Annotated in this window: 15 protein-coding genes; all 15 read left to right on the top strand. The window is 47.3% G+C overall.

Annotated elements, in window-relative coordinates; all coding sequences use genetic code 11:
* Positions 1–53: 53 nt before the first annotated feature.
* Positions 54–1,025 carry a 16S rRNA (cytosine(1402)-N(4))-methyltransferase RsmH gene (rsmH, locus tag FHQ30_RS07030; protein ID WP_139610383.1) on the top strand — a complete coding sequence of 324 codons (972 nt, stop codon included), beginning with the start codon at positions 54–56 and terminating at the stop codon, positions 1,023–1,025.
* The gene (ftsL, locus tag FHQ30_RS07025) at positions 1,022–1,342 is read left to right on the top strand and encodes a cell division protein FtsL (protein WP_416069097.1); all 321 of its coding nucleotides are present in this window, start codon (positions 1,022–1,024) and stop codon (positions 1,340–1,342) included. Before rsmH ends, ftsL begins: the two co-directional genes overlap by 4 nt.
* A gap of 10 nt (positions 1,343–1,352) precedes the next feature.
* Positions 1,353–3,194 (top strand): peptidoglycan glycosyltransferase FtsI, encoded by a 1,842-nt coding sequence (ftsI, locus tag FHQ30_RS07020; RefSeq protein WP_139610372.1) that lies wholly within the window; start codon positions 1,353–1,355, stop codon positions 3,192–3,194.
* 9 nt (positions 3,195–3,203) lie between these two features.
* Positions 3,204–4,670: a UDP-N-acetylmuramoyl-L-alanyl-D-glutamate--2,6-diaminopimelate ligase gene (gene murE, locus FHQ30_RS07015; RefSeq protein WP_139610373.1), complete on the top strand. Its 1,467-nt coding sequence runs from the start codon at positions 3,204–3,206 to the stop codon at positions 4,668–4,670.
* Between the two features lie 5 nt (positions 4,671–4,675).
* A complete protein-coding gene (murF, locus tag FHQ30_RS07010; protein ID WP_139610374.1) occupies positions 4,676–6,061 on the top strand; it encodes a UDP-N-acetylmuramoyl-tripeptide--D-alanyl-D-alanine ligase in 1,386 nt (461 codons plus the stop codon).
* Complete coding sequence (gene mraY, locus FHQ30_RS07005) at positions 6,055–7,137, top strand: phospho-N-acetylmuramoyl-pentapeptide-transferase (RefSeq protein WP_132967686.1); 1,083 nt, start codon at positions 6,055–6,057, stop codon at positions 7,135–7,137. Before murF ends, mraY begins: the two co-directional genes overlap by 7 nt.
* Positions 7,138–7,170: 33 nt before the next feature.
* Positions 7,171–8,478, top strand: a complete 1,308-nt coding sequence (murD, locus tag FHQ30_RS07000) for a UDP-N-acetylmuramoyl-L-alanine--D-glutamate ligase (protein ID WP_139610375.1) — start codon at positions 7,171–7,173, stop codon at positions 8,476–8,478.
* 1 nt (position 8,479) lies between these two features.
* On the top strand, positions 8,480–9,667 hold the full coding sequence (gene ftsW, locus FHQ30_RS06995; RefSeq protein WP_139610376.1) for a putative lipid II flippase FtsW: 1,188 nt from the start codon (positions 8,480–8,482) through the stop codon (positions 9,665–9,667).
* A complete protein-coding gene (murG, locus tag FHQ30_RS06990; RefSeq protein WP_139610377.1) occupies positions 9,668–10,723 on the top strand; it encodes an undecaprenyldiphospho-muramoylpentapeptide beta-N-acetylglucosaminyltransferase in 1,056 nt (351 codons plus the stop codon). It abuts the gene before it with no gap.
* 61 nt (positions 10,724–10,784) lie between these two features.
* Positions 10,785–12,227, top strand: a complete 1,443-nt coding sequence (gene murC, locus FHQ30_RS06985; protein ID WP_139610378.1) for a UDP-N-acetylmuramate--L-alanine ligase — start codon at positions 10,785–10,787, stop codon at positions 12,225–12,227.
* A gap of 18 nt (positions 12,228–12,245) precedes the next feature.
* Positions 12,246–13,169 carry a D-alanine--D-alanine ligase gene (locus tag FHQ30_RS06980; RefSeq protein WP_139610379.1) on the top strand — a complete coding sequence of 308 codons (924 nt, stop codon included), beginning with the start codon at positions 12,246–12,248 and terminating at the stop codon, positions 13,167–13,169.
* Positions 13,170–13,171: 2 nt separating this feature from the next.
* Positions 13,172–13,960: a cell division protein FtsQ/DivIB gene (locus tag FHQ30_RS06975; protein ID WP_139610380.1), complete on the top strand. Its 789-nt coding sequence runs from the start codon at positions 13,172–13,174 to the stop codon at positions 13,958–13,960.
* A 25-nt stretch (positions 13,961–13,985) separates the two neighbouring features.
* Entirely contained in the window at positions 13,986–15,263 is a 1,278-nt protein-coding gene (ftsA, locus tag FHQ30_RS06970) for a cell division protein FtsA (protein WP_132967679.1), read from the top strand.
* 77 nt (positions 15,264–15,340) lie between these two features.
* Complete coding sequence (gene ftsZ / locus FHQ30_RS06965; protein ID WP_139610381.1) at positions 15,341–16,561, top strand: cell division protein FtsZ; 1,221 nt, start codon at positions 15,341–15,343, stop codon at positions 16,559–16,561.
* Positions 16,562–16,621: 60 nt separating this feature from the next.
* Positions 16,622–17,539: a UDP-3-O-acyl-N-acetylglucosamine deacetylase gene (gene lpxC, locus FHQ30_RS06960; RefSeq protein ID WP_139608693.1), complete on the top strand. Its 918-nt coding sequence runs from the start codon at positions 16,622–16,624 to the stop codon at positions 17,537–17,539.
* Positions 17,540–17,666: the final 127 nt, after the last annotated feature.

The raw sequence follows: 17,666 nt of genomic DNA, 5'->3' as shown, positions 1-17,666 counted from the left end.
TTTTATGATTGAATACTATTTAAATATTAGCGAAAAATATGACTTTTCCCCCGATGCGACCAATTATGCCATCAGTCGGTTCTCACATTACGGTACTGCTTCATGAAGCGGTCGCCGGGCTGGTGCTTAAGCCAAATGGTGTATATATCGACGGCACTTTTGGACGTGGTGGACATTCCCGTTTGATTTTATCCCAGTTGGGAGAAAATGGACGTTTGATTGCAGTGGATCGCGATCCGCGCGCAATCGCTGAGGCGGAAACAATTGATGATTCTCGCTTTAGTATTGTGCACAGTACCTTTTCGCAGATCGAAGAAATCTGTCAACAACAGAATTTAATCGGCAAGATTGATGGCATATTGCTCGATTTAGGCGTTTCTTCACCACAATTGGATGAAGCCGAGCGTGGTTTTAGTTTTATGAACGATGGCCCGCTCGATATGAGGATGGATACTACGCAAGGTATGTCGGCGGCAGAATGGCTGCAACAGGTTTCAATCGATGATTTAGCTTGGGTGTTAAAAACCTTTGGTGAAGAACGTTTCGCCAAACGCATTGCGACTGCGATCGTGCATTTTAATAAAACGGCGTTAGAGCAGGGCGAGCGGGGGCTCAACCGCACTTTGCAATTGGCGGAGCTGATCAGTCAAGCCGTGCCGTTTAAAGATAAACATAAGCATCCGGCGACCCGCAGTTTTCAGGCGATTCGGATTTTTATCAACAGTGAACTGGACGAATTGGAACGGGCATTGCAATCGGCATTAACCGTTTTGGCACCGCAGGGGCGGCTGTCAATCATTAGCTTTCATTCGTTGGAAGATCGCATGGTGAAACGTTTTATCCGTAAACAGAGCAAGGGCGTAGACATTCCCAAAGGGCTGCCGTTGCGTGAAGATCAAATTGAACGCAACCAAACCTTAAACACCGTCGGCAAAGCGATTATGCCGAGTGAGCAAGAACAACAACAAAATCCACGTTCAAGAAGTGCGGTATTGCGCGTTGCAGAAAGGATCGGACCATTATGATGTTAGACCGTTATCCGTTACGGAAATTGATTTTAGATGATCTGTTTGCTGCCAACAAGATCGCTTTTCTGCTGTGGTTTGTGATGATCGGCAGTGCAGTGGCAACAATTTGGATTATTCACCAAACGCGCCAGTTAAACACCGAAAACGGGGAGTTGATTTTAGCGAAGCAGGCGCTCGAAAACGAATATATTAATTTGAAACTGGAAGAACGGGCACTGGACGACAATGTTCGGATTACTTCCATCGCAAATCGCTTGAAGATGGGGTATATCACCAGTGATCAACAAGTGATTATTATTGAAAACAACCATTAGGGTGCGGTCTATGGCGATATTTAACAAAAAGAACGATCGGCAAGCAGCACAATTAAACAGTAAAACGGTGGCAAAAGGCGGTAGCAAAAACGCTGTTAAAAATGTAGCCGTGATTGACACCTTTGTCAGCTGGCGTTATTGGACGGTGATTGCGGTTATTTTGATCAGCATGGCGTCGTTGGTGGCGACGGCGGTAGATGTCCAAATCAGCAGTGCCGACAAAATGAACCAAGAAGCCGACAAGCGCTCGCTGCGAACGCAGGCGATTCACTCCTCGCGCGGCATGATCTTGGATCGTAACGGGCAATGGTTATCCGTCAGTGTACAAATGTTTTCGGTGGTTGCCGATCCGAAAGTGGTTTTTGAAAAGGGATCGTTGCAAGATCAAGAGCGCTGGAAGGCACTTTCTGATGCTTTGGGCGTGTCGAACAAAAGCCTGAAAGACAAAATCAGCAAAAACCCAAACAGCCGTTTTCTCTACTTGGCGCGCCAAGTGACACCAAGTGTCGCCAATTATGCGCGCGAACTGAAAATTCCGGGTGTTACGCTGCAAACTGAATTTCGCCGTTTTTATCCGAAAGTGGAAGAGACTGCCCATTTGATCGGTTACACCAATATTGACGGCGAAGGCATTGAAGGAATTGAAAAAAGTTTTGATAAGTTATTGATCGGGCAAGACGGTTCACGTACTTATCGTAAAGATCGCTACGGCAATATGGTGGAAGCGGTAGACGATACCAAAAAATACGATGCGCACAACGTTACCTTGAGTATTGATGAACAGTTGCAGTCGATGGTGTATCGCCAAATCAAAGAAGCGGTAGCAGAAAATAAAGCCGAATCCGGCACGGCGGTGTTGGTGGATATTCGCACCGGTGAAGTGTTGGCGATGGCAAATGCGCCGTCATACAATCCGAATAACCGCACGAATGTGAAAGCTGATTTAATGCGTAATCGCGCGATTACCGATACCTTTGAACCGGGTTCGACGGTGAAACCGTTTGTGGTGCTGACCGCACTTCAACGTGGAATCGTCAACAAAAATTCAGTGCTGAATACCGTACCGTTTAAAGTCAACGGGCATACGATTCGCGATGTGGCGCGCTATGACAAATTATCGATTGCCGGTATCCTGCAAAAATCCAGTAACGTCGGGGTCAGCCATTTAGCACTGGCGATGCCGCCAAATGCCTTGATCGACACCTATTCCAAAGCCGGTTTCGGGCAACCAACCAATTTGGGACTGATTGGCGAACAGCGCGGACAGTTGCAAGATCGCAAGCGTTGGGCGGATATTGAGCGAGCGACGATCTCTTATGGTTACGGTTTGACGGTGACGCCGTTGCAGCTGGCTAGAGCCTATGTCACCTTGGGCAGTTTTGGGGTGTATCGTCCGTTGTCGATCACCAAAGTGGATCCGCCGGTGTTGGGCACTCGCGTTTTTTCGGAAAAAACCACGCGTGATGTGGTCGAGATGATGGAGACGGTCGCATTGCCTGGCGGTGGTGGCATTGCCGCTGCGGTGAAAGGCTATCGAGTGGCGATCAAAACCGGAACCGCAAAAAAAATTGAAAACGGCAAATACGTGGATAAATATATTGCTTATACCGCTGGCGTGGCGCCGGCGAGCAATCCGCGTTATGCCTTGGTGGTGTTGATTAACGAACCGAAAGCCGGCAAATACTACGGTGGAGCGATTTCGGCGCCGGTGTTTTCAAAAATTATGGAACACACCCTACGTTCGCAGAATATCAAACCGGATGCGCTCGGTAGTGAAGAAACGGCCGCGAGGATTATTCGCTTGGATCAACAACAATCAGCGGTTTCTAACCAATCCAATCACATCAATTAAGGGGATGTTATGCAAAGATTGGCAGCACTTTTTTCTCTGCAAGGACTCCCCGATCTTAAGCTACAACAGATCGAACTGGACAGTCGCAAAGTGCGGTTCGGCGATCTGTTTGTTGCGTTAATCGGACACCAGCAAGACGGGCGAGCATTTATTCCGCAGGCGATTGCCAACGGTGCCAGTGCGGTATTGGCGCAAACCGAGGATCGGCAACAACACGCAACAATGACCCTAGAAAGTCAGGTGCCGATTATCCATTATTATCAGCTGGAACAACATCTTTCCGCTATCGCCGATAAATTCTATGATTATCCATCGCACCATTTAACCTTAGTCGGTGTCACCGGCACCAACGGCAAAACCACGATCGCACAACTGTTGGCGCAATGGGTGCAATTGTTAGGTAAAACCTCTGCTGTGATGGGCACGATTGGCAATGGTCTGTACGGTAAGACGGTAGAAGCGGTCAACACCACGGGATCGGCAGTCGAGGTGCAGCAAAATCTGGCCGATTTTTTGCGACAAGGCGCTGAATTTGCAGTGATGGAAGTCTCTTCACATGGCTTAGTGCAACATCGTGTTGAGGCGCTGCAATTCAAAACCGCACTTTTCAGTAATTTAAGCCGTGATCACCTTGATTATCACCACACTATGCAAGCGTATGCGGCAGCTAAATTTCGTTTGTTCAATGAATTAGATTGTGAAAATCGAGTGATTAATGCCGATGATGCCATCGGCGCAGAGTGGTTGCGACAACTGCCTGACGCAGTGGCGGTGAGTGCCGATCCAAGTGCGGTTTTAACCCAAGCGCAATATTTGCAGGCAACTGCGATTGAATATCATGACGATGGCGCTACCATTAGGTTTGGCTCCAGTTGGGGCGAGGGCGAACTCAACAGCCGCCTGATCGGTTCATTTAATGTCAGCAATCTGCTGTTGGTGACTGCGGCGATGTTGCAGTTGGGGTATTCGTTGGCAAAATTGTGCCTGACAGCCAACCAGCTGAACGGCGTTTGTGGTCGAATGGAAATGTTTAGTGCGCCGAATCGACCAATGGCAATCGTGGATTATGCGCATACGCCGGATGCGTTGCAAAAAGCGTTGCAAGCAGCAAGGCTGCATTGCAAAGGGCGATTGTGGTGTGTATTCGGTTGCGGTGGCGACAGAGATCGCGGCAAACGTCCACTGATGGGCGGCATTGCCGAGCAATTTGCCGATGTGGTGGTGCTGACCGACGACAATCCGCGCACTGAAGATCCGTATTTGATTTTGCAAGATATTCAAACCGGCTTGCGCCAGCCACAAAATGCGACGGTGATCCACGGGCGTGAACTGGCGCTGCAATACTGCTTGCAGCAGGCAGCCACCGATGATGTAGTGTTGATTGCCGGCAAAGGGCATGAAGATTATCAGATTATCGGTGATACCAAACTGCATTTTTCCGACCGGGAAATTGTGCAACAACTTTTAGAAGAATAACGATAATGATCAGTTTAGCTATTGACCGATTGGCGGAGATTTTGTCTGCCGAGTTGATTAACGTTGGTACTGAACCCAGTGCGGTCGTGGTGTCACAAATCGCCACTGATACACGCAAAACCAGCGAAAATGCGTTGTTTTTTGCCTTAAAAGGCGAAAATTTCGATGCGCACGATTATTTAGCACAAGCCGTGACGCAGGGCGCTACTGCGCTGGTGGTTTCTACGCCTAATCCAAGTATTAAGGTGCCACAGTTAGTCGTGGCGGACACCCGTTTGGCGTTAGGTCAATTAGCCAAATGGTTGAGAGTAAAACTGGCGCCAAAAACCGTGGCGATGACCGGCTCTTCCGGCAAAACCACGGTGAAAGAGATGACGGCTTCGATTTTGGCAAATTGCGGTGAAGTGTTGTTCACTCAAGGCAATTTTAACAATGATATCGGTGTGCCGTTGACGTTGCTACGTTTGCAACCGCAACACCAATTTGCGGTGGTCGAACTGGGCGCAAACCATGCTGGTGAAATTGCCTACACCACCGAACTGGTGCAGCCGGATGTGGCGTTGGTAAACAATGTAGCGCCGGCGCATTTGGAAGGCTTCGGCTCACTGGATGGCGTAGCGCAGGCAAAAGGCGAGATTTACCGTGGCTTGGCACAACATGGTTGTGCGGTGATTAATCTCGACTGCCATTATTTGGATACCTATTGGCAAGCGGAAATCGGTGTACACCGCACTTATTCCTTTTCGGTGTCGCAGCCGCAAGCGGATTTTTATGCCGCGAATATTGATTTACATGAACAAGGGGCGAATTTTCAGTTGCAAACGCCGCACGGCGAAGTGACGGTCAATCTGCCGTATTTAGGCATTCACAATGTAGCCAATGCACTGGCGGCAACCGCACTTTCGATGTTGGCAGGCGCAACTCTGTCACAGGTCAAGTACGGTCTGGAGCAAAAACAAGCGGTTAAAGGCCGCCTGTTTCCGATTCAAGTGAAGCCTGATCTGTTGTTATTGGACGACACTTACAATGCGAATGTGGATTCAATGCAGTCTGCGGTGAATGTGTTAAAAAATTATTCAGGATTTCGTATTTTTGTTGTTGGAGATATGGCGGAATTAGGCGAAAATAGTCAGCTTTGCCATCAACAGGTGGCGGATTTTACACAGCATGCCGGGCTGGATTTAGTGATCAGTTTTGGTACGCAGAGTGAGGTGATCAGTCGCTTATCACAGGGAAAACATTTCAGTGATAAGGCGGATTTGGTCTTATTTTTACAGCAACAGATTGCGCAACAGCGGCAGAATAATAAAAAAGTAGTGTTGTTGGCAAAAGGATCTCGCAGCATGAAGATGGAAGAGATCATTGATTTATTGAAGGATAAACTATGCTAGTTTGGTTGGCAGATTATTTAGTCCAATACCACTCGATTTTTAACGTGGTGTCGTATTTAACATTTCGATCGATTATTGCCCTGTTGACCGCACTTTTGCTGTCATTGTGGATCGGACCGAAAGTGATTCGCCGTTTGCAGATGCTGCAAATCGGGCAAGTGGTGCGTCATGACGGCCCGGAAAGTCATTTCAGCAAACGTGGCACACCGACGATGGGGGGCGTGATGATTCTATTTTCGATTGGAATCAGTACGTTGTTATGGGCGGATCTGAGCAACAGCTATGTTTGGTGTGTACTGTTTGTGCTGTTCGGTTATGGCGCGATTGGTTTTGTCGATGATTACCGCAAAGTAGTGCACAAAAACAGTGACGGACTGATTGCCCGTTGGAAATATTTTTGGCTGTCGGTGGTGGCGTTGATTGCGGTTTTTGCCATGTACGCGATTGGCAAAGATACCAATGCAACCCGATTAGTGGTGCCGTTTTTCAAAGAAATTATGCCGCAGTTAGGCTTGTTTTATATTGTGTTGGCCTATTTTGTGATTGTCGGCACCAGCAACGCAGTCAATTTGACCGACGGTTTGGACGGATTGGCGATTATGCCGACGGTATTGGTTGCCGGCGCATTTGCTTTTGTCGCTTGGGCGACGGGTAACGTCAACTTTGCTGGTTATCTGCATATTCCGTATATCAAATTGAGTGCTGAACTGGTGATTGTCTGCACTGCGATTGTGGGGGCAGGCTTGGGCTTTTTATGGTTCAACACCTACCCGGCGCAAGTGTTTATGGGAGATGTCGGATCATTGGCATTAGGTGGCGCATTGGGTGCGATTGCGGTGCTGGTGCGGCAAGAATTTTTGCTGTTGATTATGGGCGGTGTGTTTGTGATGGAAACTGTTTCGGTGATTTTGCAAGTCGGCTCTTATAAAATCCGCAAACAGCGTATTTTCCGCATGGCGCCGATTCACCATCATTTTGAATTAAAAGGCTGGCCGGAACCGCGCGTGATTATCCGTTTTTGGATTATTTCGTTAGTTTTAGTGTTACTCGGTTTAATTACGTTGAAACTGCGTTAATTTTTTTATTTTTTATTTTGGGGCAAAAACACGATGAGCAGTCATTCCACTGATTATTACGGTAAAAAAGTCACGATTTTAGGGCTAGGCAAAAGCGGACTGTCCTGTATTGATTTTTTTGCGCATAAACAGGTGGACTTGCGCGTGATCGACACCCGTAACAAACCGCAAGCGCTACCGCACTTTGTCACACAAAGTCATTTCGGCAGCATTCCGCAGCAATGGTTGTTGGAGTCGGATCTGATTGTGATTAGTCCGGGCTTGGCATTGGCAACGCCGGAGGTGCAAAGAGCGGTTCAGGCCGGGGTAGAGGTCGTTGGCGATATTGAACTGTTTTGCCGTGAAACCGACAAACCGATTATTGCCATCACCGGTTCAAACGGCAAAAGTACCGTCACCTCGCTGGTCAATGAAATGGCAAAAGCAGCCGGCCTGAAAGTCGGGATGGGCGGCAATATCGGGATTCCTGCCTTGTCGCTGCTCGAGCAGGATTGCGATTTATATGTGTTGGAACTCTCCAGTTTCCAGCTGGAAACCACGTATTCCCTCAAAGCCAAAGCGGCAACGGTGCTAAATGTCACCGAAGATCATATGGATCGTTATGCGGATTTAGCAGCCTACCGCCAAGCCAAATTGAGAATTTATACCGGTGCGCAAACCGCCGTGGTGAACAGCGACGATGCCTTGAGTTATCCAGAGCCTCAAAGTGCGGTCACGCAACTCAGCTTCGGCACGGTAGCGGACTATCACCTGTTGGAGCAAGACAAGCGCATTTTGCTTGCATTTAAGAGCCAAGTGATTTTGGCGACAGACGAAATGCAGTTGGTCGGACGTCACAACTATATGAATGCGTTGGCGGCGCTGGCGCTGTGTGATGCGGCAGGCATTGACCGCACTTCGGCATGCCGGGCATTGCGTGAATTTCAAGGTTTAGCACACCGTTTCCAGTTGGTGCAGCGTCAAGGTGGTGTGACTTGGATTAATGATTCCAAAGCGACCAATGTTGGCAGTACGTTAGCGGCGCTGCAAGGTTTACAGGTCGCTGGTACGTTATATCTTTTGTTGGGTGGAGACGGCAAGGGCGCTGATTTTTCCGAATTAGCACTGGCGGTGAATAAACCGAATATCCAGCTGTACTGCTTCGGACGTGACGGTGCACAATTGGCGCAACTTTCGGCACAAAGTCAGTTGTTTGACACTATGCAAAGTGCGGTTGCTGCACTGAAACCGCACTTGAAGAGTGGCGATATGGTGTTATTGTCGCCGGCGTGTGCCAGTTTGGATCAGTTCGCTAATTTTGAACAACGTGGCAATGAATTTGCGCGGCTGGCGGAGGCGTAGGATGTCGATTTGGGGTATGTTCAAATCTGCTACGGATCGTTGGTTTCGCATTACGCCAAACAACTTGCTGTATGATCGCACGCTATTTTGGCTGTTTTTGTCGTTGATGACGTTGGGTTTTATCATCATCACCTCAGCTTCGGTTGCTGAAGGCAATCGCTTGTATGATGATCCGTTCCATTTCGCAATACGGGATTTGATGTATGTGGTGTTGGCGTGCTTGACCGCTTATATTTTTATTTTTGTGCCGGTGGAAAAATGGCAGAAGTGGAGTCCATATCTGCTGATGTTGGCGTTACTGTTGCTGATTTTGGTGTTGATTCCCGGCATCGGGCGCACGGTTAATGGTGCTCGACGCTGGATTCCATTGGTGCTGTTTAATTTTCAGCCGGCAGAGTTTGTGAAATTTGCCTTGATTTGCTACCTATCCAGTTACTTTGTGCGGCGCTATGAAGAGGTGCGAATCAAACATCTCAGTGTTGTCAAGCCGACCTTGGTCTTAATGTTGTTATCGGTTTTCCTCTTGTTACAGCCGGATTTGGGCAGCAGCGTGGTGTTAGCATTTATTGTGTTTGCGATGCTGTTTATGGTTGGTGCCAAAATCTATCAATTTATCGTGTTGGCAGTGGCAGGCTTTTTTGCCATTTATTTGTTGATTTTAACCTCTGAATACCGTTTAAAACGTTTAACCTCCTATACCGATCCGTTTGCCGACCCTTTCGGCTCCGGCTTTCAATTAAGTAATTCGTTGATCGCTTTCGGACGTGGCGAATTTTGGGGCACCGGATTAGGCAATTCGATTCAAAAATTGGAGTATTTACCGGAAGCACATACCGACTTCATTATGGCGATTGTCGGGGAAGAATTTGGGCTGGTTGGAATTATCTGCGTGGTAGTGCTGTTTACTTTACTGCTGATTCGAATTCTGAAAATTGGTAAGGAGTCATTGCTGTTAGAACAACGTTTCAGCGGTTATTTTGCGTTTGGCGTCGTTGCGTGGTTTTTCTTCCAAGGCGCATTTAATTTGGGTATGACGATGGGGATTTTGCCGACTAAAGGTTTCACATTTCCGTTTGTCAGTTACGGCGGATCAAGTTTGATTATTAATGCGCTGGTGGTGGCGATTTTGTTGCGTATCGATTATGAAAATCGCCTGATGCGAGGCCATGCTCACTTGAGGGATGACTAAATGACAGAACAGAAACGGTTATTGGTGATGGCGGGTGGCACCGGCGGGCATGTTTTTCCGGCGATTGCGGTGGCACAAAAACTGCAACAGCAAGGCTGGCAGATTTGTTGGTTGGGCACTCAAGATCGCATGGAAGCCACGTTAGTGCCAAAACACGGTATTCCGATTGAATTTATTCAAATTTCGGGTTTGCGTGGTAAAGGATTGAAGGCATTGCTGGTAGCGCCATTTGCGATTACGCGTGCGGTGTGGCAGGCACGTAAAATTATCAAACAATATCAACCGCATGCGGTTTTAGGCATGGGCGGTTATGTTTCAGGGCCGGGCGGCATTGCCGCCAAACTGTGTGGCGTACCGATTGTGCTGCATGAACAAAATGCCGTTGCCGGTTTGACCAACAAATGGTTAGCAAAAATTGCCACTAAAGTATTGCAGGCGTTCCCGAATGCATTTGCCAAAGCGGAAGCGGTCGGCAATCCGGTGCGACAGGTGTTGTTTGAACAGTCGGAACCCAAAGTGCGGTATGCGGCACGTCAAGGCGCGTTGAAAGTGCTGGTTGTTGGCGGCAGTCAAGGTGCGAGAGTGCTGAATTTATTGATGCCAGAGGTGGTGAAACAATACCAACAACCGCTGGAGATTCGCCATCAAGTCGGTCAGGGTAATGTGGAGAGCATTCAAGCACGTTACCCCGACGACGCCAATGTGCAAGTCACTGAATTTATTGATGATATGGCGCAAGCTTATGCTTGGGCGGATTTAATTGTTTGCCGCTCCGGCGCCTTGACGGTATCAGAAATTGCCGCGGTCGGTAGTGCAGCGATTTTTGTGCCGTTTCAACATAAAGATCAACAGCAATATTTGAATGCTTGTTATCTTGCTGATGTTGGTGCCGCAACAATTGTGCCGCAAAACGAACTGAACGCCGAACGGATTACCGCACTTTTGCAACAATGGGATCGAAAAAAATTGGCAGAAATGGCGGAAACGGCAAAAACCATGGCTAAGCCGCTTGCTGCGGATCGGGTTGCCGAGGTGATTGTCAGCGTGGCTAAATGATAACGCTATAAAAAGGCAAAACAGCAAGAATAACAGTAAAAACAGTAGAAAGAGAAGAATAATGGAACAACATGATTTTCAAAAACGCTTGCGGGATTTTGTACCGGGCATGCGTCGGGTCAAACAGATCCATTTTGTCGGCATCGGTGGTGCAGGCATGGGCGGAATTGCCGAAGTGTTGGTCAACGAAGGCTATTTGGTGACCGGCTCGGATATTGCCGACGGCGCAGTAACCCAGCGTTTAACCAATTTAGGGGCGAAGATCTTTTTCAAACACGAAGCCAAAAATATTAAAGAGGCAAGCGTGGTGGTGGTCTCCAGTGCGATTAAAGCCGATAATCCGGAAGTGGTTGCCGCACGCGAAGCGCGGATTCCGGTGATTCAACGGGCGCAAATGTTGGCAGAAATCATGCGGTTCCGACATGGCATCGCAGTTGCGGGTACACATGGAAAAACCACCACCACCGCCATGATCGCCATGATTTATGCCCAAGCCGGTCTGGATCCAACCTTTGTCAACGGCGGCTTGGTCAAATCGGCCGGTACCAATGCGCATTTAGGCTTGAGTCGTTATCTGATCGCCGAAGCGGATGAAAGCGATGCCTCGTTTTTGCATTTGCAGCCAATGGTGTCGGTGGTAACCAATATTGAACCGGATCATATGGAAACCTATCAAGGTAGTTTTGCCAAAATGAAGCAGACCTACATTGATTTCTTGCACAACCTGCCGTTCTACGGTTTGGCGGTGATGTGTGCCGATGACAAAGAATTAGACGAGATTATTCCCAGCGTCGGTCGGCAAGTGATCACGTACGGTTTCAGCAAGCAGGCGGACTATCGGATCGAAAATTATCGTCAAACGGCTTTCCAAGGGCTGTACGACGTGGTTTATCCGTCCGGCAAACGCATTTCAGTGGTGTTAAATGTGCCGGGAAAACACAATGCCTTGAATGCGACGGCAGCACTGGCGGTGGCAAAGGAAGAGGGAATCGGCGACGAGGCGATTTTGACCGCACTTGTTGATTTTCAAGGGGCGGGACGACGTTTTGATCAACTCGGCATATTCGAACGACCGTGCGGAAAAGTCATGTTGGTGGATGATTATGGTCATCACCCGACGGAAGTGGATGTCACCATTGAGGCGGCACGTTCCGGTTGGCAGGATAAACGCGTGGTGATGGTGTTCCAACCACACCGTTATTCACGCACTCGTGATCTATTCGATGATTTCGTACAAGTGCTGTCGAAAGTCGATGCGTTGATTATGCTGGAAGTGTACGCTGCCGGCGAGGAGCCGATTGCCGGTGCCGATAGCCGTGCCCTGTGTCGTTCGATTCGTAACTTGGGCAAAGTCGATCCGATTTTATTGTCTGATGTGGAAAAATTACCGGAAATTATGGATCAAGTGCTGCAAAACGGTGATTTAGTGTTGGCGCAAGGGGCTGGCAGCGTGAGTAAATTATCACGCAATCTGGTTGATTTATGGAATAATAATAAGAAATAACAGTAGGTAGAGCGCAAAATGAAACCGTTAAAACAACAAAAAATTGCCGTTTTGTACGGCGGTACGTCGGCAGAGCGTGAAGTGTCGTTAAATTCTGGGCGAGCAGTATTGCAGGCATTAAAAAATCAAGGTTTTGATGTGCATGGTGTAGATCCGCAACAGGTCGGTTTGCAACAGTTGAAGGAACAGGGTTTTGAGCGGGTGTTCAATATTTTGCACGGACGTGGCGGTGAAGACGGCACAGTGCAGGGCGTATTGGAGTTTTTAGGGATTCCGTATACCGGTTGTGGCGTGTTGGCATCTTCGTTGACCATGGACAAAATGCGCACCAAAATGTTATGGAAAGGTTTTGGTTTGCCGGTTGCCGAGATGGAGGTCGTTAACAAAGCCGATTTTGCTGCATTTGATGCGACAAAAATTGTGGAGAAATTGGGTTTGCCGTTGATGGTCAAACCCTCTTTAGAAGGCTCTAGTGTCGGGCTGACCAAAGTCAAACGGCTTGAAGCATTGCAAAGTGCGGTTGAGTTGGCATTTCAGTATGATGAAACTGTGTTGGTTGAGGCTTGGCTAGCCGGCGATGAGTATTCTGTTCCGGTATTAGACGGGGAAGTGTTGCCGTCGATTAGGATTGTGCCGAAAGGAGAATTCTATGATTATGATGCAAAATATATTTCTGATGACACCCAATATTTTTGTCCGTCAGGATTGAGCGAAGCCCGCGAACAAGAGTTAAAACAGCTGGTTAAGCAGGCTTACGAGAGTACCGGTTGCCGTGGCTGGAGCCGTGTTGATGTGATGACCGACGGTGAAGGGCGCTTTAATTTGGTTGAAATCAATACTGCACCGGGTATGACTAGCCATAGTTTGTTCCCAATGGCGGCAAAAGCCAGAGGCTATGACTTTGAACAGCTGGTGGTTAAAATTTTAGAATTGAGTGTATAGGCATGGCGGTAAAACCTAATCGTATCCATCCGACAACGGCAGAACAGAGCGGTTTTAAGTTTTTTGTGCCGTTGAAATCACTATTTGTGATATTATGCTTAGGATTTGGTTATTATTGCTACAGTCATTGGCAGAATTTTTTGCTTTATTTGGATCAACAACCGTTGAATTCATTTGCGGTTATCGGGCAGCCGAAATATACCAGCTATAATGATATTCGTGACAGTCTACTTCAATTTGGTGAGTTGCAAGGCTATTTTTCACAAGATGTGGAGTCGATTCAACAGCAAATCGAACTGATGCCTTGGGTTAAAGGGGCGTTGGTACGCAAGATTTGGCCGAATAAATTGAGTATTGCGGTGGCGGAATACAGTCCGGTCGCTTTTTGGAATGAACGGCAATTATTGGCAGCCGACGGCACGATTTTCAGCTTGCCGCCAGAGAAGCGAGAAGGCTTGCAGCTGCCGAATTTGCAGGGCAATGATTTCCAAAGCCGTGAGGTTCTGTCGGCTTGGTATCAGATAAGTAATGCGTTGAAAGCCAAAAATATGACCTTGCAGTCGATGCAGATCGACAGCCGTGGTGCTTGGCAGGTTAGCTTAAGCAACGGTATCGAATTAAAGCTCGGGCGTGGTGAATGGAAACAGAAAATTGAGCGGTTTGCAACGATTTACCCGCAGATAGAAGTGCCGGATAACCAACAAATCGACTATGTTGATTTACGATATAACAGCGGTGCTGCCGTTGGGTTTAAAGCGCTTCCGGTTCAGACGGAAACTGATGAAGATTAATTAATTGGCAAAGAAGTACACGAATATGGCAAAGATTGTTGAGTCGAAAATAAAAGTTGGCTTGGAAGTGGGTACTTCCAAAGTTGTGGCTGTGGTCGGAGAGGTGTTGCCGGACGGCGTAGTCAATGTGCTCGGTGTCGGCAGTAGCCCATCGAAAGGGATTGATCGCGGCAGTATTACCGATTTGGATGCAGTAGTGAACTCTATCCAACGGGCGATCGAAGGTGCAGAATCGATTGCCGATTGCCAAATTGTCAGTGTATCGTTGGCGATTACGGGTGAACATATTCAAAGTTTGAATGAAAGCGGTTTAGTACCGATCGCCAGTGGCGAAGTGACGGCGGAGGAGATTGAAGGGGCAATGAATATCGCTCAATCAGTCAAAATGGGCGAAGGATTAAGCATTTTACATGTTATTCCACAAGAGTTTGCTGTGGATAAGCAGTTGAATATCAAAAACCCGTTAGGACTGCAAGGCGTTCGTTTGCAGGCGCAGGCGCACTTGATTGCTTGTCATCAAAGCTGGTTGAACAATCTGAAAAAAGCGGTCGCCCGCGCCGGTTTAAAAGTGGATGAAGTGGTATTTTCCGGTTTAGCTTCCAGCTATTCGGTGTTGACCGAAGATGAAAAGGAACTGGGTGTTTGTTTGATTGATATTGGTGGTGGTACGATTGATATTATTGTCTATACCAACGGCTCGCTACGTTTCAGTAAGGTGATTCCTTATGCCGGCAATCGCGTCACTGATGATGTCGCCTATGCATTCAGCACTTCCAGAATGGAAGCGGAAAAAATTAAAGTCGCCTATGGCAGTGCGATCACACCGCCACAGAATAACCCGGATAAGAAAATTGAAGTACCGAGTGTAGGCGGGCGCGCACCACGCAGTCTGGCAAAAGAGATGCTGTCGGTTGTGACCTCAGCTCGTTATCAAGAACTATTAAAATTTGTTGAAAAAGAACTCTTGATATTGAAGCGTGAATTGGACGACAAGCAGATTAAATCGGATTTAATTGCCGGAATTGTATTAACCGGCGGTGGTTCGCAAATTGAAGATATTACCGAGTGTGCAGCAGAGATTTTTGGTCCGCAAGTGCGGGTCGGAACACCACTCAATTTGGCGGGTTTAACCGATTATGTCAGCAAGCCACAATATGCAACTGTGCTGGGGCTGCTTCATCATAATTATAATAATGCAGATGAAGTGCGGCAACGGGATAGCGGCGGCAGTTCGTTGGGCTTGTTATCAAGAACCAAGGATTATATCGTTAAATTTTTTACAATGATAAAAAATCAGTTTTGATAATCAGCGGTTATCGAATAGAATAGCAGCTATCATTATCATTTTGCAAAATAAAACAAACATAACGGGGAGAATATATGTTTGAGCCTATCGAGTTTGACGACATTACCGATGCGGTGATTAAAGTCGTCGGTGTTGGCGGTGGCGGCGGAAACGCAGTTAATCAAATGGTGCAGGAAGAGATTCACGGAGTTGAATTTTTTTCAATCAATACTGATGCTCAGGCATTGCGTAAGAGTTTGGTGAAGCAAACGGTACAGATCGGTGGCAACACTACCAAAGGTTTGGGCGCAGGTGCTAATCCGAATGTTGGTCGTCAAGCGGCTGAAGATGATAAAGATGCGATTCGCAATATTTTGGAAGGCGCAGATATGGTGTTTATCGCCGCCGGAATGGGGGGCGGTACAGGTACCGGTGCGGCGCCTGTTGTGGCACAAATTGCCAAAGAATTAGGCATTTTAACCGTTGCCGTGGTGACTAAACCGTTTGGTTTTGAGGGTAAAAAACGGATGCAGTTGGCAGAAATCGGTATTCGTGAGTTATCCAAATTTGTTGACTCTTTAATTGTTATTCCAAATGAAAAATTGTTGAAGGTGCTGGGCAAAAATATCTCCCTGGTTAATGCTTTTGCCACCGCCAACGAAATTTTGCGCAATGCCGTACGCGGAATCTCTGATATGATTACTTCTCCGGGCTTAATCAACGTTGACTTTGCCGATGTGCGTACCGTGATGCAAGAGATGGGGCATGCAATGATGGGTACCGGTATTGCAAGCGGTGAGGTTGGTGATGGTCGTGCAGATAAAGCTGCACAAGATGCTGTTGCTAGTCCATTGTTGGAAGATATCGATCTGTCTGGCGCCCGTGGCGTGTTGGTGAACATCACTGCCGGTATGGATTTAGGTTTGGAAGAGTTCCAAACTGTCGGCGACACTATTCGTGCTTTTGCTTCGGAAGAGGCGACCGTGGTTATTGGTACCAGCTTGGTGCCGGAAATGAGCGAAGAGATTCGCGTGACAATTGTGGCAACCGGTATTGGCAATAAAGAAGAGAATGAATTGAGAGTGATTACACCAAAAGCCAATAATAGTGGTTCGCAAGCAAGCGTGAATCCGGTTCAATCCGGTTTTGCGACTTCACAGTCGAACTTAAATCCACAATCGCAGTCTAATCAAGGGTATGGCAGTAGCAGTTACGGCAGTAAAACCGCCGTCGGTGCAGAAACTGCTAAACCAAAAGAGTTTGATGAGAATAACTTATTTGATATTCCATCATTTTTGCGTAACCAAGCCGACTAGCTTTTAACAAATTTAAAAGTGCGGTTTGTTGTATCCGGATAGGGGTACTAAAGAGAGTTTATGATTAAACAAAGAACATTAAAACAAAGTGTCAAAGTCACGGGTATCGGCTTGCACAGCGGTAAAAAAGTGACGTTGACCATGCGTCCGGCAGAAGTGAATACCGGCGTGATCTATTGTCGTACCGACTTGAATCCGCCGGTCAGCTTTGTTGCAAAAGCCGATGCGATTCGTGACACGATGTTGTGTACTTGTTTGGTGAACGATGACGGTGTGCGTGTTTCAACGGTCGAGCATATCAATTCGGCGCTGGCGGCATTGGGAATTGACAACATTATTATTGAAGTCGATGCGCCGGAAATTCCGATTATGGACGGCAGTGCGGCACCGTTTATCTACTTGTTGCTGGATACCGGTATTGAAGAGCAGGCTGCAGCCAAGAAATTTATCCGCATCAAAAAATCAGTGCGGGTTGAAGATGGTGATAAGTGGGCTGAATTCAAACCTTATCACGGTTTTCATTTGGATTTCACTATTGATTTTAAACATCCGGCAATTGATAGCAATGTCACCAACTATAAATTAGATTTTTCGACCCAAGCGTTTATCCAGCAAATCAGCCGGGCGCGGACATTTGGTTTTATGAAAGATATTGAATATCTGCAAGCCCAAGGTTTAGCGCTAGGCGGTAGTCTAGATAATGCCATTGTGCTCGATGATTATCGGATTTTGAACGAAGATGGGCTACGCTTTAAAGATGAATTGGTTCGACATAAGTTGTTGGATGCGGTTGGCGATCTGTATATGGCGAGCCATAATATCATCGGTGCTTTCAAAGCCTATAAATCGGGGCACGGGCTAAATAATAAATTGCTGAGAGCGGTGTTGGCTGATCAAACCGCATGGGAATTTGTCACCTTTGAACAGGAAGCAAAAGTGCCGCAAGGGTATTTGGTTCCTGCTCAAATTATGATTTAAGCCTTAATGATGTTTTAAAAGCCATATTTTTTAGGAAATATGGCTTTTTTTATATTGATGGTTTAAAAAATGCAAAGTGCGGTTTAAAGTGCGTTACAATAAAACGGCTATTCTAGGGTCTGTTGAT

The organism is Testudinibacter sp. 'clade 2', assembly GCF_006227735.1.
Lineage (GTDB): Bacteria > Pseudomonadota > Gammaproteobacteria > Enterobacterales > Pasteurellaceae > Chelonobacter.
The sequence above is the reverse complement of the archived record's forward strand: the minus strand, read 5'-3'. Positions and strand labels throughout refer to the sequence as shown.

What these genes read in the sequence shown, in the direction of transcription:
- murC (WP_139610378.1), top strand. Translation starts at nt 10,785, where the DNA reads ATGGAACAACATGATTTTCAAAAACGCTTGCGGGATTTTGTACCGGGC.
- ftsL (WP_416069097.1), top strand. Translation starts at nt 1,022, where the DNA reads ATGATGTTAGACCGTTATCCGTTACGGAAATTGATTTTAGATGATCTG.
- FHQ30_RS06975 (WP_139610380.1), top strand. Translation starts at nt 13,172, where the DNA reads ATGGCGGTAAAACCTAATCGTATCCATCCGACAACGGCAGAACAGAGC.
- FHQ30_RS06980 (WP_139610379.1), top strand. Translation starts at nt 12,246, where the DNA reads ATGAAACCGTTAAAACAACAAAAAATTGCCGTTTTGTACGGCGGTACG.
- murF (WP_139610374.1), top strand. Translation starts at nt 4,676, where the DNA reads ATGATCAGTTTAGCTATTGACCGATTGGCGGAGATTTTGTCTGCCGAG.
- ftsI (WP_139610372.1), top strand. Translation starts at nt 1,353, where the DNA reads ATGGCGATATTTAACAAAAAGAACGATCGGCAAGCAGCACAATTAAAC.
- lpxC (WP_139608693.1), top strand. Translation starts at nt 16,622, where the DNA reads ATGATTAAACAAAGAACATTAAAACAAAGTGTCAAAGTCACGGGTATC.
- murD (WP_139610375.1), top strand. Translation starts at nt 7,171, where the DNA reads ATGAGCAGTCATTCCACTGATTATTACGGTAAAAAAGTCACGATTTTA.
- ftsA (WP_132967679.1), top strand. Translation starts at nt 13,986, where the DNA reads ATGGCAAAGATTGTTGAGTCGAAAATAAAAGTTGGCTTGGAAGTGGGT.
- ftsW (WP_139610376.1), top strand. Translation starts at nt 8,480, where the DNA reads ATGTCGATTTGGGGTATGTTCAAATCTGCTACGGATCGTTGGTTTCGC.
- mraY (WP_132967686.1), top strand. Translation starts at nt 6,055, where the DNA reads ATGCTAGTTTGGTTGGCAGATTATTTAGTCCAATACCACTCGATTTTT.
- ftsZ (WP_139610381.1), top strand. Translation starts at nt 15,341, where the DNA reads ATGTTTGAGCCTATCGAGTTTGACGACATTACCGATGCGGTGATTAAA.
- rsmH (WP_139610383.1), top strand. Translation starts at nt 54, where the DNA reads ATGCGACCAATTATGCCATCAGTCGGTTCTCACATTACGGTACTGCTT.
- murE (WP_139610373.1), top strand. Translation starts at nt 3,204, where the DNA reads ATGCAAAGATTGGCAGCACTTTTTTCTCTGCAAGGACTCCCCGATCTT.
- murG (WP_139610377.1), top strand. Translation starts at nt 9,668, where the DNA reads ATGACAGAACAGAAACGGTTATTGGTGATGGCGGGTGGCACCGGCGGG.